Raw genomic sequence first — 25,203 nt, 5'->3', positions numbered from 1 at the left:
GCTTAGGGCGCCGACCCGACATTTCAGGCCACTGCCGGACGGGAGTCGGACCCTCAGCTCACCCACTGCCGTAACAGCACCTCACGGGCGGGTCGGGTCTGAGCCTGGACGAGGAGGAACGCCGCCTCCCGGGCGAGCCGCTGGGCCGGATCCGTCAACGTCAACGAGCGTCCAGCCCCGGCGACCACGAGTGCGGTCGTCGCGTCGACCATCAGTCGCTGGACCTCGGCACGGAAGGCGAGCCGTTCGTCGTGTGCCTCGTCGGGGGGTACGTGGTCGAGCAGGCGGTCGGCCTCGGCCTGCGCCGCGGCGAGGCGCTCACCCAACCGATGGGCAGCAGCGACGCCCACCGCCAGGTCGGCGTCCTCGCTCCGGGTGGCCAGGTGACGGATCGCCGCCTCGGTCACACCGAACACGGCGGGGTTCGGATTGACGGTCTGCCGGCGGTCGGAGCGCAGCCACGGCTCGATCGGCGTCCGCGAGACGATGTGGGAGTCGGGTACGACCAACTCGTCGAAGCGCAGCCGCACGGTCCGCGTCGCCGTCATCGCGGCCATCCGGATCGGGTCCGACGCCATGAGCCCTGGTTGAGGCCGGGCGTCGATGATGCCGAAGACGACTTCCCCGTCGGTCGTCGCCCCGCCCAGGGCGCAGACGTCGTTCAGGCCCCAGCCGGTGAACCACGGCGCGTCGCCGGTGAACCGCCAGCCGCCGGACACCCGCTCCGCCTCGACCGGGCGGTCCGGCCAACGGCGCAGGTGGGCGAACGCCGTGCCCGCGATCTGCTCGCCGGTGACCAGCCGGCGCAGCAACTCCGGGCGACACTCAGCATTGCTGTCGGCGACCATGCGTACGGTCCCGTGGTGTTGGGCGGACACGAACCAGGTCGCGCAGTCGGCACCGGCCAGCACCTGCTGGATCCGCCGGGCGAGAGCGGGCGGCGCGTCGCTTCCGCCGTCCTCCCCCGGTGCCGCGATGCCCAGCAGACCCGCCTGCCCGAACGCGTCCAGGTGCGTACGCGGGACCGTCGAGGCGTCGACCTCGGCCGCGTGAGGGGCGAGGAGGTACCTCGCCAACCGCTCGGCGGCACGCCACAAGGGCGACGCACGCCAGTCCTCCGCACCTTCCGCCGGTTCCACGCCCCGCATCCTGCCATGCACGCCGGTCCAGTCCGTTGCGCTGCTCACCGGGCGCGGGCCGCGTCCCGGAGAGCGAGTTCGCCGGCGTCCACCTGGCGCATTCGGTTGCTGAGGCGGGCCACCTCGTCCTCGTGCACGTCGCCGTGGTCGAACTCGAGCCGCACCAACTGGTCCCCGACCGTCACGAGGAAGCGTTGCGCGGTGTTCCGCTCGAAGCCGGTCCAGGCAGGCGTGCCGTGCCGCGCGCCCGCCGCGCCCGTCGTGTCGCCCTCGACCGGGCCACCCTCGACCGGGCCGCCCACCGGCCCCAGCAGGTCGACGGAGAGTGAGTTGTCCGCGCCCGGATTCTCATAGCCCACGCTGACATACCGCCGATCCGGCGAGACGTAGACGTAGTCCAACTCCCAGGCCGGGTCCTCGACGACGATCGGCCGTACGCCGGTCGAGAGGATCTCCCGCCGTTTGACCGCGACGTCCAGCGAGCCGGCACACCACCATTCGCACACCGCGAGGGCGCCGAGCGCGGCGAGCAGCCCGAAACGCATCGACCACGACCGGCCGGGCGCGGCGGCCCACGCCCACCAGCCGGCCGCCAGCATGACGACCAGCAGGGCCGCACCGGCGACCGTCAGGCGTACGACAGTCGCGCCCAGGAAGAGGAGCCGGCCGAGGCACGCGGACACGATGACCGCGCTGCCCGCCGCGAGCACCGGCACGAGCCCCGGTCTTGGCACGTCGAGGTACCACAGGAGCGCCGACGAGATGAGCCACATGAGCGGCAGGGCCACGACCAGCCGCGCAAGGTCGAGGTCGTATCCCGTGGCCAGCCACCGCACGCGCGCCACCCGCTCCCCGACGAGCCACAACCGTGACACACCGAGGACCGCACCACTACATCCGAGCGCCGCAAGAATCGTGTCCCGCATCGGCGTCCTCCGAGACTGTTCGACGAGACGGTGTCACCGCCCGTGTGATGGAGGCTCCGCACATCGACAAGCTTGCTGGCCCGCAGGATGTCGTCACATGAGTACGCCGACCCAGATCGCGGTGGGTGAACTACTCAAAGCGCGGCGTCACAAGCGGCGTCGCCCCTCCGGCTCGTCACACCTCGTCATGGCCGCGCTGAGCGCGGACGACTGCCCGTCAGCGGTCGCGACCGCTGTTCTTGTGCGCCATCGCGCGGGCGGTCTCCCGGTCGGCCTCTCGCTTGGCGATGGCCTGCCGCTTGTCGTAGTTGCGCTTTCCGCGGGCCAGACCGATCTCGATCTTCACCCGGCCGTCCTTGAAGTACATCGCGAGCGGGACGATCGTGATCCCGCTCTCCCGGGTGGCCGCGCCGATCCGTTCGATCTCCTTGCGGTGCAGCAGTAACTTCCGGGTCCGCCGCGGTGGATGGTTGGTCCAGGTGCCTTGGGTGTATTCGGCGATATGGACGCCTTGGAGCCAGATCTCACCGTCCATGACCACGGCATAGCCGTCGGCGAGGGTCGCACGTCCGGCGCGGAGGGACTTCACCTCCGTACCGGTGAGGACGAGACCAGCCTCGAACGTCTCGTCGATGTGGTAGTCGTGCCGCGCCTTGCGGTTCTGCGCAATCAGCCGGCGTCCGCGCTCCTTGGCCATCCCTCCATCTTCCCGGACGGCCGCAAGCGCCTTTCGGGAGGATCCCTCGCGACGTGACGCTCATCCGAAAATCGACGGTCAGTGGGCAGCCGGACGCTGCCGGCTGCCCACTGACCGTCGATTTTCGGATCAGAGGTAGTCCATGGGGTCCACCGTGTCCCCGTCGCGGTAGACCATGAAGTGCAGGTGACAGCCGGTCGAGTAGCCGGTCGAACCGACGTAGCCGACGATCTCCCCCTGACTCACCCGCTCGCCGCTGCTGACGGCGTAGCTGGACAGGTGGTTGTACGCCGTGACGATCGAGTCGCCGTCGATCAGTCCGTGGGAGACCAGCACCCGGTTGCCGTAGCCCTCGTTGTAGTAGCGGGACATGACCGTGCCCGACGCGGCGGCCCGGATCGGCGTCCCGCAACTCGCGCCGAAGTCCGTACCGTCATGCAGCTTCCACACCCGCAGGACCGGATGGAACCGCATGCCGTACTGCGAGGTGATCGGCGCGTCGACGGGTCGGATCAGGTCCCCGACTGAGCCACCGCCGCCGCCCGCCCGATCGCGCTCGGCCTGCTCCCGGAGGATGCGTTCGATCCGCTCTCGCTCGGCGACCAGCGCCTGGTACCTGCGTGTGTCCTCCCGCTTGGCCCGCTCGGCGGCCGCCTTGGCCGCTTGCCGCTCGTCGACGAGCTGGCGTACGGCGGCCTCCGCTGAGCGAGCCTGACGCTCGAGCTGCCGCATCCGGTCGAGGTTCTCCGCCGCCAGCTGCCGGTGGGCCTGCACCGTCTGTTCCGCCGTGACCCGCGCGTCCCGCCGGCCGGCGAGAGCGACCCGGGCGGCGTCGAGCCGGTTCATGGCTGTGCGCTGCGAGTCACTGACACTCGCAACGATCTGCGCCGCCGAGAGAAGGTCGGCGATGTTCTTGCTATTGAGCACGGCCGAGATCTCCGCGGCCCGCGATCCCTGGTAGCTCGCGTTCGCGAACGCGGCGATCTCGCCAACCTGGGCCTCGAGCCGTTCCTCGGCACGAGTCTCCGCTGCGACGGCGGCGCTGACCGCGCGACGCGCATCGGCGAGTTGGGCCGCCATCGCGGCGTCCTTCGCCCGCGCCGCGGCGAGCTTTCCCCTGGCCGCCGCCAGTCTGGTTCTGGCCGCCGCCAGCGCCTTCTGGGCCGACGACGCGGCACGGATCGCCGCGACCAGGTGTGCCGAGGAATCGTCGAGGTCGGACTTCGCACCGTCGATCTGGCGTTCGACCCGGCGCTTGTCATCCTCCGGATCGGCGAGTGCCTGCGGCAGCCCCGCGCAGACGGTCAGCACCGCCAACGCGACCGCGACTCCGATCAGTCGGCGCCGACGCCCGCTCCGGTTGGTGTTCCACGACGCACCGTTCCCGCCGATATCGGGGAATTGTCCGACCACGACCCGCCCCTCATTTGTTCCGGATGTCCGGGGACGACAATAGGGGATAACGCTCAGACGGAGAGGTATTTCCGGAGAGTGACGAAAGATGCCACAACCGCGAGTAAACCGCCGACTCCGATAAGCACAGGCATTGCCGTAAATGTCTCTTCCCACCCGATCCACGGAACCACTCTGATATCGGTCCGTAGCCGGGATGTGACATAGGGGGTAAACGCGAGCGTCCCGCAGGCGAGTAGCGCACCAACGAGTGCCGCCACAACGCTTTCGACAATGAAGGGCAGTTGGATATAGAAGTTCGACGCACCGACCAGCCGCATGATGCCGATCTCACGTCGGCGGCTGAAGACCGTCAACCGGATCGTGTTGCTGATCTGCAGAACACCTGCTATCAGCAGGCCCCCCGCCAATCCGATCGAGATCCACTGGAGGCCGTTGAGGCCCTTGAAGAGCGGCTCGAGCACCTCCCGGGAGTCCTGCACGCTGAACACGCCCGGGAGTCCCTGCACGGCCGACTGAACACCCTGATATTCCTGCGGGTCCTTCAGGCTGACCCGGAACGACTCCTGCAGATGCTTTGGCTCGACGATGCCGGCCGTCGCCGAATCCTTGTAGATCTCCTGGTAGCGCTTAAATGCCTGCTGCTGCGACTCGTGAAAGACCCGCTTGACCTCAGGATTGCTGGTCAACGCCTGCTTGATGTCGCTCTTCTGTCCGGCATTAACCGCGCCGCTCGCGCACTGCGGTGCCGAAGACACGTCATTGCACATGAATACGGCAATTTGGACTTTGTCGTACCAAAAGCCCTTGACGAGATCCACTTCGGAACGGACGAGAAGGCCGAGCCCGAACAGCACGAGTGAGATCCACACGGTGACGATGACGGCCACCGTCATGGTGACGTTGCGGCGGAGGCCGGTGCCGAGTTCGGAGAAGGCGTACCTGATCTGCATGACGTCCTAAAGTCGGGTCGGGGGCATCTTCATGGCGGGCGAGGCCGCGGCGTGCGCGCTAGGTCTGGTAGCCGTAGACGCCGCGGGACTGGTCGCGGACAAGCCGGCCCCCTTCGAGCTCGATGACCCGCTTGCGCATCTGGTCGACGATGTTGGCGTCGTGCGTGGCCATGATCACCGTGGTGCCGGTGCGGTTGATCCGGTCGAGCAGCTTCATGATGCCGACCGACGTCGACGGGTCGAGGTTTCCGGTCGGCTCGTCGGCGATGAGGATCCTCGGCCGGTTGACGAACGCCCGCGCGATCGCCACCCGCTGCTGCTCGCCGCCGGACAACTCGTCCGGCATCCGGTCCTCCTTGCCGTCGAGACCGACGAGCGCGAGGACGTCCGGCACGACGCGGCGGATCTGACCACGCGGCTTGCCGATCACCTGGAGGGCGAACGCGACGTTCTCGAAGACGGTCTTGTTGGGGAGCAGGCGGAAGTCCTGGAACACGGTGCCGATCTGGCGTCGCAGCCGGGGCACCTTCCAGCTGGCCAGCCGGTTGAGCTCCTTGCCGGCGACGAAGACCCGCCCCCGTGACGGGCGCAGCTCGCGGAGGGCGAGCTTGAGGAAGGTGGACTTGCCTGAGCCGGACGTGCCGACCAGGAACACGAACTCGCCCTTGTCGACATCGAGGGACACCTCGGCGAGCGCGGGGCGGGTCTGTCCGTCATAGACCTTGCTGACGTTCTCGAAGCGGATCACGGCATGCTTCCTGGCCGGGTCGGGGGGTTGCCCACCGCCGAGCGACATCCCCGAGGTTGGGCCGAGGGGACGGCGCCACCACGAAAGGCGTGGGCATGTGCGGCCAACGCCCGAGTGTACGACGCGAACCGGCCGCAAGCGCCCATGTCCCCGCTTTGTGCCGGATTTCCTGACCCCACCCGGACGGCCTACCCCCTCCGCCGCCCGCGCCCTCCCCCCGTGATCATGATCGTGATCATGAAGACTTTCGGGACGTATTGCCCCGTCTGCCTTCATAGTCCGGTTTCGCTTCATGATCAGGCGATTGGACGCCCGGGCGGACGGACTCAGGGGCCTGCGCGGGGATGCGGGCGGGACGGGCGGGCGAGGGTGCGGGGCGGCGAGGGTGGACCCGCGGAGCGGCGAGGGCGCGGGGGCGGCGAGGGCGCGGGCAGCGAGGCGCGGGGCGGTGGCATTCGGCACAGGGCGGACCGGAGGTTCGGCGGAGCAGAGGTTCGGCGGACCGGAGGTTCGACGGAGCAGAGGTTCGGCGGACCGGAGGTTCGACGGAGCAGAGGTTCGACGGAGCAGAGGTTCGACGGAGCAGAGGTTCGACGGAGCAGAGGTTCGACGGAGCAGAGGTTCGACGGAGCAGAGGTTCGACGGAGCAGAGGTTCGACGGAGGGGGGCCACGGATTCGGCCGAACGCCCACGGCCACCCGCATCGGCACCCACACGGACCGACCCCCTCGGGCACGTCGAGCTGTCGACCGACGGCCTCGATGCGTTCGCCGACGACCAGAACGTCGGCGTCGGAGAGCACCGACTTTCCGTCGTCCATGGTCAGAACCCCGACGCATCGAGGGAGCAGGCCACGGGCTCGACCGGTCCCCGCCGGACGCTCGGGTGCGCACCTGCACCTGCACCTGCGACGGAAGCTTCGGCGCCGGCCGGGCACCGTCTCCCTCGAGAGACGATCGCACGAATCATGAAGCCAAAGCGGGTCGTGAAGCGAAACCGGGTGATAGACCCCGGAAGCCTTCATGATCACGATCATGATCACGGGAGAGAGCGCGGTCGGCGTTGCGGCGGGCCCGACGACGACTGGATGCGCGGTTGGCAGCTCCTACGCGGCGTCGCTGGTCCGCCGCCAGCGGATTCCGGCCTCGATGAAGTCGTCGATCTCACCGTCGAAGACCGCCTGCGGGTTCCCGGTCTCCTCTTCGGTACGCAGATCCTTCACCATCTGGTACGGGTGCAGGACGTAGGAGCGCATCTGGTCGCCCCACGAACCGGCGACATCACCCCGGAGTGCGTCGATCTTGGCCCGCTCTTCCGCCTTCTTCAGCGCGAGCAGCTTGGCCTTGAGGATGGTCATGGCAGTGGCGCGGTTCTGGATCTGGCTCTTCTCGTTCTGGCAGGAGACCACGAGTCCGGTCGGCAGGTGAGTGACGCGGACGGCCGAGTCGGTGGTGTTGACGCTCTGTCCGCCCGGCCCGGACGAACGGTAGACGTCGATCCGGATCTCGTCCTCAGGGATGTCGATGTCATCGGACTGCTCGACGACCGGCACCACCTCGACGCCGGCGAACGACGTCTGCCGGCGGCCCTGGTTGTCGAACGGCGAGATCCGGACGAGCCGGTGCGTGCCCTGCTCGACCGAGAGCGTGCCGTAGGCGTAGGGTGCCTTCACCGCGAAGGTCGCCGACTTGATGCCGGCCTCCTCGGCGTAGGACGTGTCGTAGACCTCGGCGGGGTACTTGTGCCGCTCGGCCCACCGGAGATACATCCGCAGCAGCATGTCGGCGAAGTCGGCCGCGTCGACGCCACCCGCACCGGCCCGGATCGTGACCAGTGCCTCGCGGGAGTCGTACTCCCCCGCCAGCAGGGTGCGGACCTCCAGCGCCTCGATCGCACGGCGCAGGTCGGCGAGCTCCTTCTCCGCTTCGGCGCGGGTGTCGGCGTCGTCCTCGGCCTCGGCCAGCTCGATCAGGACGGCGAGGTCGTCGAGGCGCTGGCGCTGGCTGGTCACGCGGTCGATGTCGGCCTGCTTGACCGACAGCCGGCTCGTCACCCGCTGCGCGTTGGCCTGGTCGTCCCAGAGGTCAGGTGCGCTGGCCTGCTCACTGAGCTCGGCGATCTCTTTGCGCAGTTTGTCGAGGTCGAGCACGGCCTCGATGCTGCGAAGCGTCGAATCGAGGGCCTTGAGCTCTGCGTCGAAGTCGGGTCCAGCCACAATGACCAAGCCTACGCGCAAGGCGCCTCCGGCCAGGCGAAGGTGCGCGGCACTGCCTGCGCGCAGGCTCACGGTGTCGCGAACGTCTCCGCGGAGGACTGGACCTCGATGGTGATCGTTCCCTGTCCGGAGATCGTGTTGACGATGGGCAGCGTCATCGTTCCGTTGCAGGTCACCGTGGTCTCGGTGAGCGTGGCGTTGACGTCGGCGTCGCAGCTCACCGGGCCGTTGTAGTTGCCGGCCGCGACGTACTGGTCGACCTCCGCTTGGGCCAGCCCCTCGCTGAGGAGCACGCGATCCTGAACCCCACCTTGGTAGATGGCTTCCTTGTCGATGCCGTTGCTCGCGGCGAGGACCGCGCCGTCGGCGATGGCGTTGAGGGCGCGCCGGTACGTGAATGCCTGCGCGGCATCCACCACCACCGAACACAGCAGGACGACGATGATGCCGAAACCGATGATGAGCGGGATGAGCTGCCCGCGCTCGTCAGGTGACTGCCGCCATGACCGCCGCGTGGCTCCCCGCCACACTCCCTGCGATGACCGCCGCCACGACAGCCGCTGCGCCGGGTGAGGAGGCCGCTGCCGGACCGCTCGTCTCCGCATCGTCGCCATCACCTCGACTGCCGGTAGTCGCCGTAGGGAGTGCGGTGGACGCTCGTCACCGGGAACGACACCAGCGGTCCCCCGATCGCGTCCGGGATGAACGGGAACCTTACGACGTAGCGGACGGTGATCTCGACACTCGACCCGGACTGGAGGCAACCACCCTGGCAGGCGGACTGGAAGGTGTAGCCCTGACCCAGTCCCTGGTCCGCCATGGCGATACGCGCCGCCTCCCGGGCACGCGCCTCCGCCTGGCCGACGTTTGCCGACAGGACGTACGCACGGCCGGCGTCGCGGGTCGCCGCCGAGACGCCGTACATCGCTCGCTGCACGTCGAAGACCGCCAGCATGATGTAGACCAGCGGGACGAGGAACAGGATCCCCAGATAGCAGAACTCAACGATGGCGTTGCCGCGTTCGCCACGCGTGCCGCGTCCGGCGCCGCCGACGTGCGCGCGGACCTGACGGGCCCACCATCGACCGACCCTCACGGCGTCGGCTCCTTGACCGCATGGCCTTCCACCGTGAAGTCGAACGTCGGACCCCACAGCCCCATCGCCGGCATCGTCGCGGTGACCCGCATGACGACAAGATCCTGGCCGGCCGCGGAGTCCGGGACAGGGTCGATGTCGCGGGCCATGCCGGCCGACAACACCCCGCTGATGCAGTCGAAGGTCACGGCCCGCCCGTCACCGAGGGAGGCGTCGTAGTTCGCCGCCTGCCGGGCCCCCTCGTGCGCACACGCCACGAGGGTGTTGCGGACATGGAGAAACAATCCCAGCTGCAGAATGCCGAGGAACAGCGGCAGCAAGATGATCATGACCAGGACGAACTCGACGGCTGCCGATCCCTCCTCCGCCCGTCGCCCACCGCTTCTCACGACACGCCGTCCAGGGCCGTGCCCCGGCCGACGTTCGAGGCCAGCTCCATGCCTCATCAGGGCATGCTGCCCCTCGCCCTCATGATCGCCTGCCGGAGCAGCTGCTCGAGCTCAGGACCCAGGAAGGCCCACAGGACGGCGATCAGTCCGGCGGTCATCACAGTGATCAGGATCCAACCCACCAGGTCGCCGCGCTCGCGTCCCCGGGTGGCGACCCGCGCATGGAGCCGCGCCGCCAGGGTCCGGAGCGTAGGTGTTACGGCGTTCATCGTCGGTCCTCTCTCAGTGACTTTCACGGGAGATCTCTGGCTTGTCGGACAACACGTCAGGGGGAGATCATCTGTAGTCCGATGACACCCGGGAAGAACGCGAAGAGCACGGTGACGGGTAGGACGAGGAAGACGATCGGCACCATCATCCCGATCTCCTTGCGCCCGCCCGCCTCGATGAGCTGCCGCTTGCCGGCCTCGCGGACATCGGCCGCCTGGGCGCGCAGGACGTCGGCGAGCGGCGTGCCGCGTTCGACGGCGATCGCGATGCCGTCGACGAACCGGGCCAGGATCGACACGTTGGTCCGGTCGCCGACGCTCTCCAACGCCTGCACGAGGTTGGCGCCGGTGCGTGCCTGCGCCAGTGCGTACTTGAACTCGCGTGCCAGCTCTCCCCTGCTGACGTTGGCGACCCGCTCGAGCGCGGCCACCGGTCCCTCGCCCGCGGTCACCGACAGAGCGAGCATGTCCGCGACCGTCGGGAACTCCGCGAGCATCTTCGCCTCGCGCTTCTTGACCTGGTCGACGAGCCGCCGGTCGCGCAACAGCACTCCCGCGACGAACGCCGTGACACACAGGACCAGCAGCGGGATCGCGTTGGTACCCCGGCTGATCAGCACCATGACCGAAAGCGCGAGCGCACCGGCGAAACCGCCGGCGCCCCAGAGCAGCTGTTCGACCCGGAACTCCTCCACTCCGATGTCGAGCCCCGCCTGCTGGAGCCGACGACGGATGAGGCTGGTGCCGCCCAAGGTGCGTTCGAGCCCCCGCGCGCCGCTCGCGAGGTACGGACGGAGGATGCGTTCGAGCGTCGGGAACGGCGTGAACGTACGGTCGGACAGGTCGTAGGCGCCGGGACCGGCAGCGTCCCGCACGTAGGGTCCGAGCCGGCTCTCCAGCGACGGCCGGCGCAGCATCGGCAGCCGGAAGATCGCCAGCGCCAGACCGAAGCCGGCGATGAGCCCGAGTAGTGCGCCGTACCAGCTGAGGTTCATCGCAGCACCCGCTCTTCTTCCGGCAGCCGTCCGATCCGCAGCATCAACCGATAGGCGACGGCGCAGACAACCGCACCGATGAGGAGAACGAGGAAGCCGACCGGGGAGTTGTAGCGGGCGATCACGTCGCGCTGGAAGGACATGAAGGCAAGGACCATCCAGGGCGCCGCCACCGCCAACCGGGCGCCGTTGACCGTCCACGACTGGCGGGCTTCCAACTCCGACCGCGTGCGGGCGTCCTCCCGCAGGAACGACGAGAGGGTACGCAGCAACCGGCCCAGATCGCTCCCGCCGACCTCGCGGGCGATCCGCAGGGACTCGACGATCCGGTCACCCACCGGGTCGGCGAGGTTGCGCTTGAGCCGGTCGAGGCAGTCGTTGAAGCGTCCCGTGGCGCGGTAGTCCTCGGCGAACCGCTGGAACGGGCGCCGGAGCGGTTGCGGTCCGCGGACGCTGATCTGGGTGAGCGCCTCGGACAGCGACAGTCCCGCCCGGACGCTGGAGGCGAGGTTGTCCACGACGTCCGGCCAGAGCTCGCGCAGCTCCTGGCGCCGCGCCCGGGCGCGGTAGCGCACCAGCGCGAACGGCGCGTACGCCGCCATGACGCCGAACGCCAACGCCACCGGCACCGCACGGGACACGACGAACATCACCAGGAAGATGAAGAACCCGACGCCGATGCAGGCTCCGAGAAGCTGGCCGGGCGTCACCGACTCGATGCCCGCCTGGACGAGCAGCTCGTCGGCCCGGTCCCGCAGCGAACGACCGGACCCCTTGCCGGCGGCTCTCGGGGTCGGTGCGACGAAGGTCCTGATGATCAGGACGAGGCCGAGGCCCAGCATGAGGCCGAGCAGAATTCCCATCAGGCGACCCCTTCGAAGCGGGGGGCGAGGAGCCTGGCGAGGTCGTAGCCGATGCGTTCGAAGCGGTCCGGGTGCGGGGGGTAGCCCTCGCCGCGCACGAGGCGGTCGCCTCGCAGTGCGAAGATCGACTCCAGCTCGATGATCTCACCCTCGACCCGGCCGGGGACGGCGCAGATCTCGCGGACGCGGCGCCGGCCGCTGTCGATCAGCTGCGTGTGCACCACGATGTCGACGGCACCCGCCACCGTGGGAACGACGAACCGCGAGCCGATGTTCTCGCCGGCGAGCAGCGGCAGCGTGCACATCTTGGTGATCGCCTCGCGCGCGGAGTTGGCGTGGATCGTGCACATGCCGGGCAGGCCGGAGTTGAGCGCGATCAGCAGGTCGAGGCACTCCTCGGCGCGGACCTCGCCGACGATGATCCGACTCGGCCGCATCCGCAGGGCCTCCTTGACCAGGTTGCGGAGGCGGATCTCGCCGGTGCCCTCGAGGTTGGACTGTCGGGTCTGCATCGGGACCCAGTCGGGCAGCGGGATCTTCAGCTCGAAGACCTCCTCGCAGCTGATGATCCGCTCCCGAGGAGGCACCGCGGCGCCGAGGCAGTTGAGCAGCGTCGTCTTGCCGGCCTGCGTACCGCCCGCGACCAGAATGTTGAGGCCGGCCACCACGCAGGCCTCGAGGAACTGCGCGCCCTGCGTGCTGATCGTGCCCAGCGCCACGAGGTCTTCCAGGTGGGTCGCCCGGACGACGAACTTCCGGATGTTGACCGCCCAGTGCGTCCGCGTGATGTCGGGGATCACCACGTGCAGGCGACTGCCGTCGGGCAGCATCGCGTCGACGAACGGCGTCGAGAAGTCGATCCGGCGCCCGGTGGTCTTGAGCATCCGTTCGACGAGGTCGCGCACTTCGTCGTTGGTGAGCACCGTGGTGGTGAGCTCGCTGCGGCCGTTGCGGGCGATGAAGACGCGGGAGGGCTCGTTGATCCAGATCTCCTCGACGGTGGGGTCGTCGAGGAACTTCTGCAGCGGGCCGAAGCCGGCGACGGCGTTGAAGACCTCGCGGGCCACCTCCCGCGGATCACCCAACGGCGGCAGGGTGGCGACCAGGGTGCGCTCGTCGTACCGCAGCACGGCCTGCTCGATGAGCCGGCGGATCGCCGCCGGCTCCTTGAGCGGATCGAGGCCCTCCCGGCGGACGGCCTCGCGCACCTCGGCGTCGATGATGTCGACCGCTGTCATGAGGTCGATACACCTCGCGAAGCTCTCACGTCTGCCGCCCCCTGCACCGCTGTTCGAGCCCTGCACCCGTCCGTGGTTCACAAGTCGCCCGAGGATTCTGTCATGCGAACCCGGTACTGGCGACTGACCGTCCACAGACCCCGGTCCCTTCCGACTGCGACCCGCCGAACTGATCTCAGGGCATGGTCGGTTCGGGTCCCCGGTGACCACGCCGGGTGCTCACGACCGCTCGCGCACTGTCTCGGCAGCACCGATGGGCGTACCGCGCCGAGTTGTTCGCCTGACTGGCAGGCCCAGCTGCTCGCCCGGCTGGCCAAGCCCAGCTGCTCGCCCGGCTGGCCAAGCCCAGCTGCTCGCCCGGCTGGCCAAGCCCAGCTGCTCGCCCGGCTGGCCAAGCCCAGCTGCTCGCCCGGCTGCCCAGGCCCAGCTGCTCGCCTGGCTGACCAGTCCTGTCGACGTGGAACAGGCGTCGATGCCTTGCCCGGGCACCACTCGCATACCCAGCGTGGTCATTCGCGCCTGGCGTCGGCTAGCCAGACGTGGGGAGGAGGCGGCGTACGACACGGAGCCCGACGGAGAGCCGGGCGAGATCGGCGACGTCGCCTTCGACGATCTCGGCGAGGGTGGCGCGGGTTCGGCTGACGAGCTTGGCGTCGCGCTGCTCCCAGGCGGCGACCCGCTCGCTCGCGTCGGCTCCTGTCGGGCTGACCGCGAGGACGTTGCGGGTGAGTTGGGCGTGGACGCTGTGCAGGTCGTCGCGGAGAGTCGCCCGGGCCGTGGTCTGCCAGCGGTCGTGGCGGGGGAGGGCGAGGATGCGTTCGAGGAGCCGGCCGAGCTCGAGGCGTTCACCGAGGGTGAAGTGGACCCGGGCGACGTCCACGACGTCGGCACCGGTGCGGGCCGCGGTCTCGGCAATGCCCAGACCGGCGTAGGCGGGTGGCAGCACCCCGACCGTGGTGGCGAGTTCCTTGGGTACGCCGGCGGCGAGCAGCAGGTTGCGGCGCGCCTCGAAGAGCGTGTGCTCGCGCCCGCTCAACACCTCGGGCAGAGCTGCGGTGAGCCGCACCATGCCGTCGGCGAAGAACTCGACCGCCTCGGCGATGTCGATCGGCGACCGGCGGTTCTGGACGAGCCACCGGCTGGCCCGTTCGGCGATGGTCCGCACCTCCAGGCGCATCTTGGTCTGTACGTCCGCGTCGATCTGGTTGTCGAGCGCGCGCACAGCCGCGAAGATCCTGTCGACATCGAAGATCTCGCGCGCGACGAGGTGAGCGCGGGCCAGCTCGTCCGGCGGTGCACCGGTCTCGAGCGACAGCCGCGGGTAGTAGGTGATACCCGCGATGTTGACCATCTGGTTCACGACCTGCGTCGTGATGATCTCCCGGCGCAGCGGATGGGTGTCCATCCCGGCGGGGAACCGCTCGCGGATCGCCGAGGGGAAGTACGCCGCGAGCGCGTCCCGGAGGTACGCATCGTCGGGCAGCGTGGAACCCAGCAACTCGTCGGCCAGCACGATCTTGGTGTACGCGAGCAGCACAGCCAACTCGGGTGTGGTGAGCCCGGCGCCCTGGGCCTCCCGGTCACGGAACTGCTTCGGGCTCGGCAGGAACTCCAGCTCCCGGTCGAGCACCTTCAGCGCCTCCAGCCGGCGTACCCAGTCGGCGTGGACGTGCAGCAGGGCAGGTGCGCTCGCGGCGGCGTTCTGCAGGGCGACGTTCTGCTGGTAGTTGTCGTCGAGGACGAGCGCGGCCACCTCGTCGGTCATCGCCACGAGGGTCTGGTTGCGCTGCTTGCGGGTCAGGTCACCGTCGGCGACGAAACGGTCGAGCAGGATCTTGATGTTGACCTCGTGGTCGGAGGTGTCGACGCCGGCGGAGTTGTCGATGAAGTCGGTGTTGATCCGCCCACCTTCGCGGCCACCGTCGGACTGGCCGCCGCGGGTGGCGTACTCGATCCGGCCCAGCTGGGTCAGGCCGAGGTTGCCGCCCTCACCGACGCAGGCGCAGCGTAGGTCGGCGCCGTCGACGCGGACGCCGTCGTTGGTCTTGTCTCCGACGCTGGCGTGGGTCTCGTCGGTGGCCTTGACGTACGTACCGATCCCGCCGTTCCACAACAGGTCGACCGGTGCGGTGAGGATCGCGCGGATGAGCTCGTTGGGGGTCAGGGCCCTGATGCCCTCGGCGATACCGAGCGCTGTGCGCATCTGGTCGGTCAGCCGGACCGACTTCGCCGACCGGCGGAACACCCCACCGCCGGCGGAGATCAGGTCGCGGTGGTAGTCGCTCCAGCTCGACCGCGGCAAACCGAACAGCCGCTGGCGTTCGGCGTAGGACGTCGCGGGGTCCGGGTCAGGATCGACGAAGATGTGCCGGTGGTCGAACGCCGCGACCAGCTTCGTGTGCGGCGAGGCCAGCATGCCGTTGCCGAACACGTCGCCGGACATGTCGCCGATCCCGACACAGGTGAACTCCTGGGTCTGGCAGTCGCGGCCCATCTCCCGGAAGTGCCGCTTCACCGACTCCCATGCGCCCTTGGCGGTGATGCCCATCGCCTTGTGGTCGTAGCCGTCGGAGCCGCCGGAGGCGAACGCGTCCCCGAGCCAGAAACCGTAGGAGTGGGCCACCTCGTTGGCGATGTCGGAGAAGGTCGCGGTGCCCTTGTCGGCGGCGACGACGAGGTAGGCGTCGTCACCGTCGTGGCGTACGACGTCGACCGGGGGGATCACCTCGCCGCGCTGCAGGTTGTCGGTGACGTCGAGCAGCCCGCAGATGAACGTCCGGTAGCAGGCGATGCCCTCACCCAGCCACGCGTCGCGGTCGGCGGGGTCGGGCAGCTGCTTGCAGTAGAAGCCGCCCTTGGCGCCGACCGGAACGATCACGGTGTTCTTCACCATCTGGGCCTTCGCCAGGCCCAGGACCTCGGTACGGAAGTCCTCCCGGCGGTCCGACCAGCGCAACCCGCCGCGGGCGACCGGGCCGAACCGCAGGTGCACGCCCTCGACCCGCGGCGAGTAGACCCACACCTCGAACGTCGGCCGCGGCTGCGGAAGATCCGGGTTGGCCTGCGGGTCGAGCTTGAACGACAGGTAGGGCTTGGGCCGCCCCTCGGCGTCGCGCTGGAAGTAGTTCGTCCGCAACGTGGAGCGGACGAGCGTGAGGAACGAACGGATGATGCGATCCTGGTCCAGGCTCGCCACCTCGTCGAGGGCGTCCTCGATCCGGGTCACGACGTCGCGGGTACGGGACTCGCGCTGCGCCGTGTCGAGGCCTGACGCCGGGTCGAGCCGGGTCTCGAACAGCTCCACCAGCAGCCGGGCGAGGTCGTCGTTCACCGTCAGCGAGTCCTCGACGTAGTACTGGCTGAACGTCGAGCCCGCCTGCCGGAGGTACTTCACGTAGGCGCGCAGGATGCTGACCTGCCGCCAGGTGAGACCCGCGCGCAGGACGAGAGCGTTGAGCCCGTCGCTTTCGGCCCGGCCGGACCACACCGCGGCGAACGCGTCCTGGAACAGCTCCCGCAGCTGCCCCGCCGGCGCGCTGACCGCACCGGAATAGACCAGGCCGAAGTCGTAGATCCAGGCTTTCGTGCCGTCGGAGTTCTCGATGGCGTACGGGCGTTCGTCCACCACCTCGACGCCCATCCACGACAACCTCGGCAGGACGTCGGACAGCGACAGCGGCGATCCGGTGCGGTAGAGCTTGAACCGCCGCTCGTCAGGGGCCGCGTCGACGGGTTCGTAGAGCGACATCGCCAGCCCGCCTTCGGCCGGGAGCTCCTCGATCCGTCGCAGGTCGGCCACCGCCGTCCGGGCCGGAAAGTCGTCACGGTAGGCCGCGGGGAACGCGTGGGCGTACTTGCGGTAGAGCCGGGCCGCCTCCGCCTCGCCGACCCGGTCATACAGTGCCTCGGCGAACTCGTCGGTCCAGCTCCGGGTGGCGTTGGCCAGCCGCTGCTCCAACTCCCCCACATCGACATCCGGGATGGTCTCTCCCGGCCCGACGCGTACGACGAAATGCAGCCGGGCGAGCACCGACTCCGACAACCGCAGCGCGAAGTCGATGCTCTCGCCGCGGTAGGCCTCGAGCAGGATGTCCTGGATCTTCAGCCGGATCTGGGTGGAGAACCGGTCCCGCGGGAGGTAGACGAGGCACGAGAGGTAGCGGCCGTAGTCGTCGCGCCGGACGAACAGCCGCAGCTGCCGGCGTTCCTGCAGGTAGAGAACGCCCAGCAGGGTCGGCAACAGCTCGTCGACCGAGACCTGGAACAGCTCGTCCCGGGGATAGGTCTCGAAAATGTCGAGCAGCACCTTGCCCGAGTGCGCGTCCGGCGAGAACCCCGACCGCCTGACCACCTCGGCGGCCTTGCCACGGAGTACTGGGATCCGCGTCACGCTCTGGGTGTAGGCCGCCGACGTGAACAGCCCCAGGAACCTGCGCTCGCCCGTGACCTCGCCCGCCTCGTCGAAGGTCTTGACCCCGATGTAGTCGAGATAGGCCGGTCGGTGCACAGTCGATCGGGAGTTGGCCTTGGTGAGGATGAGCAACTTCTTCTCCCGGGCCTTCGCCCGCACCTCCGGCGGCATCTGGGAGAACGCCGTCGCCGTGCGCGGATCCGACCGCAGGATGCCCAGGCCGGTCCCCGGCACCGCCCGCAGGATCGTGTCGTCATCCTCCTCGACCAGCGTGTACTCGCGGTAGCCGAGGAACGTGAAATGATCATCGGCGAGCCAGCTCAAGAGCTCCCTGGTGTCGGCGATCTCCTGCGCCGGCAGGTCCTTCGGCGGCGAGCTCGCCAGCTCGTCCACCACCTCCAGCGCCCGGGCCCGAAGCTTCGGCCAGTCCTCGACCGACTCCCGTACATCACTCAGGACCCGACGGAGGTCGGCCTCGATCTGGGCAAGATCGCCCGAGTCGGTCTCCCGGTCGATCTCGACGTGGATCCACGACTCCAGCAACCCCTCGGGGCGGGACTCCCGGCCGTCAGCCCTCGCCGTCGGCCGACCGTCGTGCGCACCGACGATCTCCAACAACCGCCCGGTCAGGTCGCGGCGGACCCTCAGCTGCGGGTGCACCACCAGGTGGATTCCGCGGTCCTGGCGCGACAACTCCATCGTCACCGAGTCCACCAGGAAGGGCATGTCGTCGGTGACCACCTCGACCACCGTGTGCGTACACGACCAGCCGTGCTCCTCGACGGTGGGCGTGAAGACGTTGACCGCCACCGAACCCTGCGGCCGGTTTCCCGCCAGCCGGTAATGGCTGCGGGCGGCACCGTAGACGTCGACCGGATCGCGGTGCACCAGATCCTCGGTCGCCACGTGCCGGTAATAGGCGGCCAGCAGGGCCTCGACCTGGGACATCGACAGCGCTCCCGCTGACCGGCTGTACTCGGCGACCTTCGCGGCGTCGGCGAGAATGGCGTCCTTCTCGTCGGTCCGGGTACCGCCGGCGACGGTGCCGTGCTGGCCTATGACCTCACTACGTTCGGTCATGGGACCTCCTTCGTCGGACCCATGACCACGGTGCTCTGCTGGCCTATGACCTCACTACGTTCGGTCATCTGCACGTCCCTGCCCAGATCTCTCGCCGCCGTCCAGGCGTCGAGGTCGTACGACGTTGTACGGACCTTTCCGACCTTAGTCCTTCACCCCGGCACTGGGATCCCCCGTTCGCCGTTCCGGTGGGAGGTGCGTACCGGCATCCGGTGAATTGTGCGAGCCAGCACCGACGGGGTGGTGGACACCCCCCGTGCGGGCATCGGTGGTCGGTGGCCCAGCGGCGGGTGCGGTGCGCCCGGGGCGAGATCCGGGCAATCGCCGCGATCATCGTGTTGGATCTCCCCATGGACCTTCACCGGGAAACCAAGTACGCGGCCGACCCCACGACCGTGTACACGATGCTGACCAGCGAGAGCTTCATCCAGATGCGGGCACGGGCTGCGCATGCCGTCCGCCACGACGTGGCGATCGAATCCGCCGGTTCCGGACGGAGGACGCGGACCCATCAGACGCTGCCGGCAGACGTGCCTGACTTCGTCCGCAAGCTCGTCGGCCAGCACATCGAGCTCGACGAGACGATCACCTGGGGCGAGGCGAGCCCGGACGGTTCACGCAGCGGGGCGCTGCACGTCGACATCCAGGGCGCGCCGGTCACGTTGCGCGGCACCATCCGGCTGGTTCCCGAGTCCGGAGGTATGGCGACCCGTCAGGTCGTCGACGCCGAGCTGAAGGCCTCCGTACCCCTCATCGGCCGCAAGATCGAGGAGGCCGCCGCGCCCGCCGTTCTCGCCGGCCTCGACGGCATGGAGGAGCTCGGCCGCAGCTGGTTGGCCGAGAACACGTGATCCATCCTCCGCACGTCACGTGCTGGGACGTCGCGGACGGCAGGAATGTCGACCGCCAGGGTGTCGAGCGTCGGTTGGACGACTGGAGGGTCACCGAGGTCGGCCTCTACGTCGCCGTGACTGTGCCCGAGCATCCGCGGGTCCAGAGCCTGCAGTCGTGGCTGCTTCCGGACCGGGGGCTGCGCATCACGGCCTTCGCGTGGCGCCCACAGCTGGAACGCGACTACGACTACTACATCGACGTCTGCGACGTGACCGTCGACGGCACACGGTGGAAGTCGGTCGACCACTACCTCGACATCATCGTGCGGACGGGGCGGGAGGCGCGGGTGGAAGACGCGGACGAGTTCGTCGCCGCCGTGCTGGCCGGCCACCTCGGCGCCGCCGACGCGCAGCGTGCCCTGGAGGTCAGCTACCGCACGCTCACCGGCCTCGCCGCCCACGGGTTCCACCTCGACGCCTGGCTCGACACGCTGGGCATCACTCTCCGCTGGTACGCCTCCGAACGCCAGTGAGGCCGGCATGTGTCGGTCGTGCGTGTCTCGGCGTGTCGGACCGCGATTGTCGGCGGTTCCTGGGACGGTGATCGGTGAGGTAGTGGTGATCCGGACAAGGGGAGGTCCCGACCGTGACGGAAGCCACCTACGACTGCCCCAGCTGCCGCCGTCGCCAGGCGTTCGAGCAACCACCCTGCAACGACGGACACGGCGAGGGCTGCCCGGAGTGGACCTGCGTCGTCTGCGGAATCGCCCTGTGGGTGGATCTGTCCGCCGATGCGGTCGGAGTTCGACCTCACCTGACCCAGGTCGCCTGAACCACCCGTCGCCGCCGTACGACCTTCTGGCCCGGCTTTGTTCGCCTGAAGCTTGTCACCGTCGAGGCCTACCCAAGAGGGCGGGCTTTCCTACGCCATGTGGGGGTAGCGGTAGTCGGTCGGTGGGACGAACGTCTCCTTGAGAGTGCGTGGGCTCACCCAGCGGATGAGGTTCCACACCGAACCGGCCTTGTCGTTCGTCCCGCTCGCCCGCGCGCCGCCGAACGGCTGCTGCCCGACGACCGCGCCCGTCGGCTTGTCGTTGACATAGAAGTTGCCGGCGGCGTAGCGCAACTTCTCGGCAGCCGTTGTGACGGCCGCCCGGTCCTGCGCGATGACCGCGCCGGTGAGGCCGTACGCCGCGGCGGAGTCGATCTGGCGCAGGACCTCCGCATAGGCGTTGTCGTCGTACACGTAGATCCCGAGAATCGGGCCGAAGTACTCGGTCGTGAAGATCTCGTCGGTCGGGTCGTCGCTTCTCAGGATGGTCGGCCGGACGAAGTAGCCGGTGGTGTCGTCGCAGGTGCCGCCCGCCACGACGGTGACCGACGAACTTGTCCGGGCGCGTTCGAGGGCCGCGGCGTGCTTGGCGTAGGCACGGGCGTCGATGACACCGCCCATGAAGTTGGACAGGTCGGCGACGTCACCGACCTCGAGCCTTTCGGTCTCGGCGATGATCTCGTCGCCGTGGCGGTCCCAGATCGACCGCGGAATGTACGCCCGGGACGCCGCCGAGCACTTCTGCCCCTGGTACTCGAACGCACCTCTCACAAGGGCCGTCCTCAGCACCGCCGGGTCGGCCGACGCATGGGCCACGATGAAGTCCTTGCCACCGGTCTCCCCCACGATCCGCGGGTAGTTGTGGAACCCGTCCAGGCCCTCGGCGACCCCGCGCCACAACCGCCGGAACGTCGTGGTGGACCCGGTGAAGTGGATGCCGGCGAGTTCCGGGTGCCGCAGGGCGACGCGGGAGACGGCGAAGCCGTCACCGGTGAGCAGGTTGATGACGCCGGGCGGGAGTCCCGCCGCCTCCAGCATCCGCATCGTGTGGTGGGCCGCGAGGGTCTGCGTGGGAGACGGCTTCCACAGCACGACGTTGCCCATCAGTGCGGGAGCGGTCGGCAGGTTGGTCGCGATGGCGGTGAAGTTGAACGGGGTGACCGCGTAGACGAAACCCTCCAGCGGCCGGTACTCCACCCGGTTCCACACGCCGGGTGAGGAGACCGGCTGTTCTGCGTAGATCTGCCGGGCATAGGCGACGTTGAACCGCAGGAAGTCGATCAACTCGCAGGCGGCGTCGATCTCGGCCTGCTGGATCGTCTTGCTCTGGCCGAGCATCGTGGCGGCGTTGAGGGTCTCGCGCCACGGACCGGCCGCGAGGTCGGCGGCCTTGCAGAAGATCGCCGCCCGGTCGTCGAGGGACATCTCACGCCAGTCGGCGGCCGCGTCGTGCGCCGCCTTGATCGCGTCCTCGGCGTCCTGCTCGGTCGCGTTGTGCATGACCCCCAGGACGTGCCGGTGATCGTGCGGCATGACGACCGGTATGGCGTCGCCACCGCCTGGTCGCTGGACACCGCCGATCGTGAGCGTGAGGTCGGTCTGCTCGGCCGCGAGCTCCGCCAGCCTGCGCTCGAGGCTCGCCCGTTCAGGGTTGCCTGGTGCGTACGTCTTCACCGGTTCGTTCCGCGGTGGGGGTACCTGGGTGACGGCATCCATGAGGTCGCTCCCGCATTGGTGGTGGCTGCGGACCGTTGTGCAGGACGCATCCCGGTCGGGGAACGCCCCTACCGCCATCGTGCCACCGCGCCGGCCGCCGGTGAAACAGCTTCCGCGATCTCCGTCCCGGTGTGTCGAGAGGGCGCCCGGGCGGCCGGCCTCCCGAGGGCGGAGCCGGTCAGGCCGACTTGCGGGCGGGTGCCTTCGCAGCCTTCTTCGTCGTACGCGAGGACGCCTTCTTGGCGGTCTTCTTCGCGGCCTGCTTGTCGGTCTTCGCCGGTTGCTTGCTCGCCGCCTGCTTGCCGGTGGCCTTCTTGTCGCCCGGCTGCCCCGCTGCCGCTCGCTTGCCGGACGGCTTCTCAGCCGACGCGCCGCGCTGCTTGCGGGCCTCGTCGACGCTGGCCTGGAGTGCGGCCATCAGGTCCACGACATCGCCCGCGGCGGGTGCGGCCTCGGCCGGTGCCTCGACCTCGAGCCCGGCCGTCTTCGCCTCGATCAGCTGCTCGAGCGCCTCGCGGTAGTCGTCGTGGTAGCGCGCGGGATCGAAGCTGGTCTCCAAGGTCTGGATGTAGGACTCGGCCATGGCGATCTCCTGGGACCGCACCTCGACGTCCTCGTCCGGTGCGGCGAAGGACGCATCACGCACCTCGTCGGGCCACAGCATCGTCTGCAGGATCAGGATGTCGTCCTTGGGCCGGAGCAGCGCCAGAGCCTCCCGGTTGCGCAAGGCGACCTTGACAACCGCCGTCTGGCCGGTGCGCCGGAGTGCGTCACGCAACAGGACATAAGGCTTGGCCGCCGGGCCCTCCGCCTGGAGGTAGTAGCTGCGGGAGACATAGATCGGGTCGATGTCCTCCGCAGGCACGAACTCCAGCACTTCGACGACCTTGCGGGTCGGCAGCGGAAGGTCGCTCAGCTCGTCGGCGTCGAGAACGACCATGTTGCCGTCGGGAAGTTCGTACCCCTTGGCGATGTCGGCGTACGGCACCTCCTGCCCGTCGACCTCACAGACCCGCCGGTAACGGATCCGCCCGCCGTCGGCGGCATGGACCTGCCGGAACGCGATGTCCTTCTCCTGGGTGGCGGCATAGACCTTCACCGGGATCGTCACCAACCCGAAGGAGACTGAGCCCTTCCAGATTGCCTGCGGCATGCGGACCTCCGCCACGGTTCGTGGGCGCGCCGACTCCGGAGAGGCGCACCTCGCACCTCCACCCTGAGCCGTTCCTACCCTGCGTGCAAGCCCACAACCGGTCATGCGTTCGAGGGAGTGCCCCCCATCAGCGCCCTAGCCTCGGTGGGATGGGGTGAGAGTACCCGTCGCACGAACCTTGGGCTGATGAGGACGGGCGGCCTCCAGCCTCTCTCCAAACTCGGCCGATCCGGGGCAATCTCGTCGATGAGTGTGCAAACGGCCTTTCCCGGCGGCCGGGCCGCGAAGTCCCCGACGGTTTCTACGGTCTCCCGAGTTGGGCGAGCGCGGCGTGGACGTGCCCACCGGAGTCGGCGAGCGCGGCACGTGCGCGTCCGGGTTCCACGTCGCCGAGGACGGCCACCAGCGCGGTCTTGAGTTCGCCGCCGGCCTCGGTCAGCGCCGCGGCGCAGGTCGGTTCGTCCAGACCGGTCGCTTCGCCGAGGATGTCGAGCATCCGCCCGCGCAGCTTCGCGTTGGTGGCCACCAGGTCGACCATGAGATTGGAGTAAGTACGACCGAGGCGGATCATCACCGCGGTCGAGAAGGCGTTGAGGACCAGCTTCTGCCCCGTACCGGCCTTCATCCGAGTCGACCCCGCCACCACCTCGGGCCCGGTGTCGACGGCGACGAACACGTCCACCTCCGCCGAGAGCGGAGCGTCGGGGTTGGCGGTGACGAGGACCGTCGCGGCACCGCGTTCGCGCGCCGAGCGCAGGGCACCGGCGACATAGGGCGTACGGCCACTCGCGGCGAGGCCGACGACGACGTCGCCTGCGGTCACGGAGTCGGCGATCTCCTGGTGGCCAGCTTCCTCGTCGTCCTCGGCACCCTCGATCGCACGTAACAACGCCGCCGGGCCGCCGGCGGCGTGGGTGACGAACCACTCGGGAGGTACGGCGAACGTCGGCGGCAGCTCTGCCGCGTCCAGCACCCCGAGCCGCCCGGACGTGCCGGCGCCTACGTAGTGGACCCGCCGGCCGCGCCGGAGGGCCTCGACTGCCAGATCGACGGCACTCGCCACCTGGGGAAGCGCGGCGCGGACCGCCTCTGCCACCTGCCGGTCCTCGTCGTTGATGAGGCGGAGCACATCGAGTGTCGACACCCGGTCGATGTCGGTGGTGCGGGGGTTGCGGGCCTCTGTCGGCGAGGTGACGTGAACGACCGGCTTGAGGGCCGGCTGGCCGGACTCCGCGCCTGCCGCGTCGGGGCCCGGGCCGGTCATCACCGGCGCCCCCGCGACGGCGGCACCCGCCGGCTGCTGATCGCGTCGAAGGTGGCCTCGAGCGCACCCAGGGTCTCCCGGTAGTGCCGCCGGGCGATGCCCACGAACAGGCAGTCGACGACCGTGAGCTGGGCGATCCGGCTCGCGGTCGCACCCGATCTGAACGTCGTCTCGCGGGCGGCAGTGGTGAGCACATGGTCGGCGACGGCGGCGATGGGCGAGCGCGGGAAGTTGGTGAGCGCGACGGTGGTGGCGCCGTGGTCGCGGGCCTGGGTGAGGACTTCGATGGTGTCGCCCGTGGCGCCGGTGTGGGAGATGCCGACGGCGACGTCGCCCTTGCCGAGCAGGGCGGCGCTCGCGAGGGCGGCGTGGGTGTCCATCCACGCGAACGCCAGCCGCCCGATCCGGTGCAGCTTGGCCTGGAAGTCCTGGGCGACGAACGCGCTGGCGCCGACGCCGAAGATCTCCACCCGGCCCGCCTTCGCCAGCGCCTCGCTCACGGTGTCGAGGACGCCGACATCGAGTTGACTCGCGGTCTCCTCGACCGCTCTCGCGTCGGCGAACGCGACCTTCTCCACGATCTGCTCCATGGTGTCGCCGGGCCCGATGTCGCTGCCGACCGCACGGCCGCGATCGCCTTCGCGCGCGGACTCGCGGGCCGACTCCGCCGCGAGCCGCAGGCGCAGCTCCGGATAGCCGGGGAGCCCGAGGACCTTGCAGAAGCGGATGACGGTCGTCTCGGAGGTTCCGGCAGCCCGCGCGAGCTCCGTGATCGTGCGCGACGACGCTCGCGAGGGATCCTCGAGGACCAGGCCGGCGACCCGTTGCTCGGCTGGGGACAGGGAGGGCGCCAGCGCGCGGATCCGGATCACCACACCCTCGGCGACCGGATCGGCTTCAGGAACCTTCGAACTCTTGGCCATAGTGGAAAGTAACTTACCCTCGCCTGCGCATCATGTACCCCTCGCCGATG

Annotated in this window: 22 protein-coding genes; 3 read left to right on the top strand and 19 right to left on the bottom strand. The window is 69.2% G+C overall.

The genetic code is table 11. The features are described from left to right. Positions 1–53: 53 nt before the first annotated feature. From ABN034_RS25315 to ABN034_RS25245, 15 genes are all read right to left on the bottom strand, one after another. Complete coding sequence (locus ABN034_RS25315; protein WP_349693474.1) at positions 54–1,139, bottom strand: acyl-CoA dehydrogenase family protein; 1,086 nt, start codon at positions 1,137–1,139, stop codon at positions 54–56. A 44-nt stretch (positions 1,140–1,183) separates the two neighbouring features. Then, positions 1,184–2,065 (bottom strand): hypothetical protein, encoded by an 882-nt coding sequence (locus tag ABN034_RS25310; protein ID WP_349693473.1) that lies wholly within the window; start codon positions 2,063–2,065, stop codon positions 1,184–1,186. A 217-nt stretch (positions 2,066–2,282) separates the two neighbouring features. Next, on the bottom strand, positions 2,283–2,762 hold the full coding sequence (gene smpB / locus ABN034_RS25305) for an SsrA-binding protein SmpB (protein ID WP_349327133.1): 480 nt from the start codon (positions 2,760–2,762) through the stop codon (positions 2,283–2,285). Between the two features lie 129 nt (positions 2,763–2,891). Then, the gene (locus ABN034_RS25300) at positions 2,892–4,175 is read right to left on the bottom strand and encodes a peptidoglycan DD-metalloendopeptidase family protein (protein WP_349693472.1); all 1,284 of its coding nucleotides are present in this window, start codon (positions 4,173–4,175) and stop codon (positions 2,892–2,894) included. A 53-nt stretch (positions 4,176–4,228) separates the two neighbouring features. Then, positions 4,229–5,128 carry a permease-like cell division protein FtsX gene (gene ftsX, locus ABN034_RS25295; RefSeq protein WP_349693471.1) on the bottom strand — a complete coding sequence of 300 codons (900 nt, stop codon included), beginning with the start codon at positions 5,126–5,128 and terminating at the stop codon, positions 4,229–4,231. A 58-nt stretch (positions 5,129–5,186) separates the two neighbouring features. Beyond that, a complete protein-coding gene (ftsE, locus tag ABN034_RS25290) occupies positions 5,187–5,876 on the bottom strand; it encodes a cell division ATP-binding protein FtsE (RefSeq protein ID WP_349327130.1) in 690 nt (229 codons plus the stop codon). 1,105 nt (positions 5,877–6,981) lie between these two features. Beyond that, positions 6,982–8,091: a peptide chain release factor 2 gene (gene prfB, locus ABN034_RS25285; RefSeq protein WP_349327129.1), complete on the bottom strand. Its 1,110-nt coding sequence runs from the start codon at positions 8,089–8,091 to the stop codon at positions 6,982–6,984. A 68-nt stretch (positions 8,092–8,159) separates the two neighbouring features. After that, a complete protein-coding gene (locus ABN034_RS25280) occupies positions 8,160–8,696 on the bottom strand; it encodes a pilus assembly protein TadG-related protein (protein WP_349693470.1) in 537 nt (178 codons plus the stop codon). A gap of 8 nt (positions 8,697–8,704) precedes the next feature. Then, the gene (locus ABN034_RS25275) at positions 8,705–9,187 is read right to left on the bottom strand and encodes a hypothetical protein (protein WP_349693469.1); all 483 of its coding nucleotides are present in this window, start codon (positions 9,185–9,187) and stop codon (positions 8,705–8,707) included. Next, positions 9,184–9,633 (bottom strand): TadE family protein, encoded by a 450-nt coding sequence (locus ABN034_RS25270; protein WP_349693468.1) that lies wholly within the window; start codon positions 9,631–9,633, stop codon positions 9,184–9,186. Before ABN034_RS25270 ends, ABN034_RS25275 begins: the two co-directional genes overlap by 4 nt. Then, on the bottom strand, positions 9,633–9,845 hold the full coding sequence (locus ABN034_RS25265; protein WP_349693467.1) for a hypothetical protein: 213 nt from the start codon (positions 9,843–9,845) through the stop codon (positions 9,633–9,635). Before ABN034_RS25265 ends, ABN034_RS25270 begins: the two co-directional genes overlap by 1 nt. A gap of 56 nt (positions 9,846–9,901) precedes the next feature. Next, complete coding sequence (locus tag ABN034_RS25260) at positions 9,902–10,840, bottom strand: type II secretion system F family protein (protein WP_349693466.1); 939 nt, start codon at positions 10,838–10,840, stop codon at positions 9,902–9,904. Then, entirely contained in the window at positions 10,837–11,703 is an 867-nt protein-coding gene (locus tag ABN034_RS25255) for a type II secretion system F family protein (RefSeq protein ID WP_349693465.1), read from the bottom strand. The genes ABN034_RS25260 and ABN034_RS25255 overlap by 4 nt, the downstream gene beginning before the upstream one ends. After that, a complete protein-coding gene (locus ABN034_RS25250) occupies positions 11,703–12,941 on the bottom strand; it encodes a TadA family conjugal transfer-associated ATPase (RefSeq protein ID WP_349327121.1) in 1,239 nt (412 codons plus the stop codon). The genes ABN034_RS25255 and ABN034_RS25250 overlap by 1 nt, the downstream gene beginning before the upstream one ends. A 529-nt stretch (positions 12,942–13,470) precedes the next feature. Continuing rightward, complete coding sequence (locus tag ABN034_RS25245; protein ID WP_349693464.1) at positions 13,471–18,432, bottom strand: NAD-glutamate dehydrogenase; 4,962 nt, start codon at positions 18,430–18,432, stop codon at positions 13,471–13,473. 350 nt (positions 18,433–18,782) lie between these two features. Here ABN034_RS25245 and ABN034_RS25240 point away from each other — a divergent pair, with 350 nt between their 5' ends. From ABN034_RS25240 to ABN034_RS25230, 3 genes are all read left to right on the top strand, one after another. Next, entirely contained in the window at positions 18,783–19,283 is a 501-nt protein-coding gene (locus ABN034_RS25240; RefSeq protein ID WP_349693463.1) for a DUF2505 domain-containing protein, read from the top strand. Beyond that, positions 19,280–19,798: a ribonuclease FAU-1 family protein gene (locus ABN034_RS25235; protein WP_349693462.1), complete on the top strand. Its 519-nt coding sequence runs from the start codon at positions 19,280–19,282 to the stop codon at positions 19,796–19,798. Before ABN034_RS25240 ends, ABN034_RS25235 begins: the two co-directional genes overlap by 4 nt. A gap of 113 nt (positions 19,799–19,911) precedes the next feature. Beyond that, positions 19,912–20,097, top strand: a complete 186-nt coding sequence (locus ABN034_RS25230) for a hypothetical protein (RefSeq protein ID WP_349327114.1) — start codon at positions 19,912–19,914, stop codon at positions 20,095–20,097. A 90-nt stretch (positions 20,098–20,187) separates the two neighbouring features. Here ABN034_RS25230 and pruA read toward each other — a convergent pair whose 3' ends face one another. From pruA to ABN034_RS25210, 4 genes are all read right to left on the bottom strand, one after another. Further along, positions 20,188–21,813 (bottom strand): L-glutamate gamma-semialdehyde dehydrogenase, encoded by a 1,626-nt coding sequence (pruA, locus tag ABN034_RS25225; protein WP_349693461.1) that lies wholly within the window; start codon positions 21,811–21,813, stop codon positions 20,188–20,190. A 178-nt stretch (positions 21,814–21,991) separates the two neighbouring features. Then, entirely contained in the window at positions 21,992–22,966 is a 975-nt protein-coding gene (gene ku, locus ABN034_RS25220; protein WP_349693460.1) for a non-homologous end joining protein Ku, read from the bottom strand. Between the two features lie 301 nt (positions 22,967–23,267). Beyond that, a complete protein-coding gene (murQ, locus tag ABN034_RS25215; protein ID WP_349693459.1) occupies positions 23,268–24,230 on the bottom strand; it encodes an N-acetylmuramic acid 6-phosphate etherase in 963 nt (320 codons plus the stop codon). Continuing rightward, positions 24,230–25,153 (bottom strand): MurR/RpiR family transcriptional regulator, encoded by a 924-nt coding sequence (locus tag ABN034_RS25210; RefSeq protein WP_349693458.1) that lies wholly within the window; start codon positions 25,151–25,153, stop codon positions 24,230–24,232. Before ABN034_RS25210 ends, murQ begins: the two co-directional genes overlap by 1 nt. Between the last annotated feature and the right edge of the window lie 50 nt (positions 25,154–25,203).

Source organism: Actinopolymorpha sp. B11F2, from assembly GCF_040195635.1.
Lineage (GTDB): Bacteria > Actinomycetota > Actinomycetes > Propionibacteriales > Actinopolymorphaceae > Thermasporomyces.
This window is presented reverse-complemented; position numbering and strand designations above follow the sequence as displayed.

What these genes read in the sequence shown, in the direction of transcription:
- ABN034_RS25310 (WP_349693473.1), bottom strand. Translation starts at nt 2,065, where the DNA reads ATGCGGGACACGATTCTTGCGGCGCTCGGATGTAGTGGTGCGGTCCTC.
- smpB (WP_349327133.1), bottom strand. Translation starts at nt 2,762, where the DNA reads ATGGCCAAGGAGCGCGGACGCCGGCTGATTGCGCAGAACCGCAAGGCG.
- ftsX (WP_349693471.1), bottom strand. Translation starts at nt 5,128, where the DNA reads ATGCAGATCAGGTACGCCTTCTCCGAACTCGGCACCGGCCTCCGCCGC.
- ABN034_RS25280 (WP_349693470.1), bottom strand. Translation starts at nt 8,696, where the DNA reads ATGCGGAGACGAGCGGTCCGGCAGCGGCCTCCTCACCCGGCGCAGCGG.
- ABN034_RS25270 (WP_349693468.1), bottom strand. Translation starts at nt 9,633, where the DNA reads ATGAGGCATGGAGCTGGCCTCGAACGTCGGCCGGGGCACGGCCCTGGA.
- ABN034_RS25265 (WP_349693467.1), bottom strand. Translation starts at nt 9,845, where the DNA reads ATGAACGCCGTAACACCTACGCTCCGGACCCTGGCGGCGCGGCTCCAT.
- ABN034_RS25260 (WP_349693466.1), bottom strand. Translation starts at nt 10,840, where the DNA reads ATGAACCTCAGCTGGTACGGCGCACTACTCGGGCTCATCGCCGGCTTC.
- ABN034_RS25255 (WP_349693465.1), bottom strand. Translation starts at nt 11,703, where the DNA reads ATGGGAATTCTGCTCGGCCTCATGCTGGGCCTCGGCCTCGTCCTGATC.
- ABN034_RS25250 (WP_349327121.1), bottom strand. Translation starts at nt 12,941, where the DNA reads ATGACAGCGGTCGACATCATCGACGCCGAGGTGCGCGAGGCCGTCCGC.
- ABN034_RS25245 (WP_349693464.1), bottom strand. Translation starts at nt 18,432, where the DNA reads ATGACCGAACGTAGTGAGGTCATAGGCCAGCACGGCACCGTCGCCGGC.
- ABN034_RS25240 (WP_349693463.1), top strand. Translation starts at nt 18,783, where the DNA reads ATGGACCTTCACCGGGAAACCAAGTACGCGGCCGACCCCACGACCGTG.
- pruA (WP_349693461.1), bottom strand. Translation starts at nt 21,813, where the DNA reads ATGGATGCCGTCACCCAGGTACCCCCACCGCGGAACGAACCGGTGAAG.
- ku (WP_349693460.1), bottom strand. Translation starts at nt 22,966, where the DNA reads ATGCCGCAGGCAATCTGGAAGGGCTCAGTCTCCTTCGGGTTGGTGACG.
- murQ (WP_349693459.1), bottom strand. Translation starts at nt 24,230, where the DNA reads ATGACCGGCCCGGGCCCCGACGCGGCAGGCGCGGAGTCCGGCCAGCCG.
- ABN034_RS25210 (WP_349693458.1), bottom strand. Translation starts at nt 25,153, where the DNA reads ATGGCCAAGAGTTCGAAGGTTCCTGAAGCCGATCCGGTCGCCGAGGGT.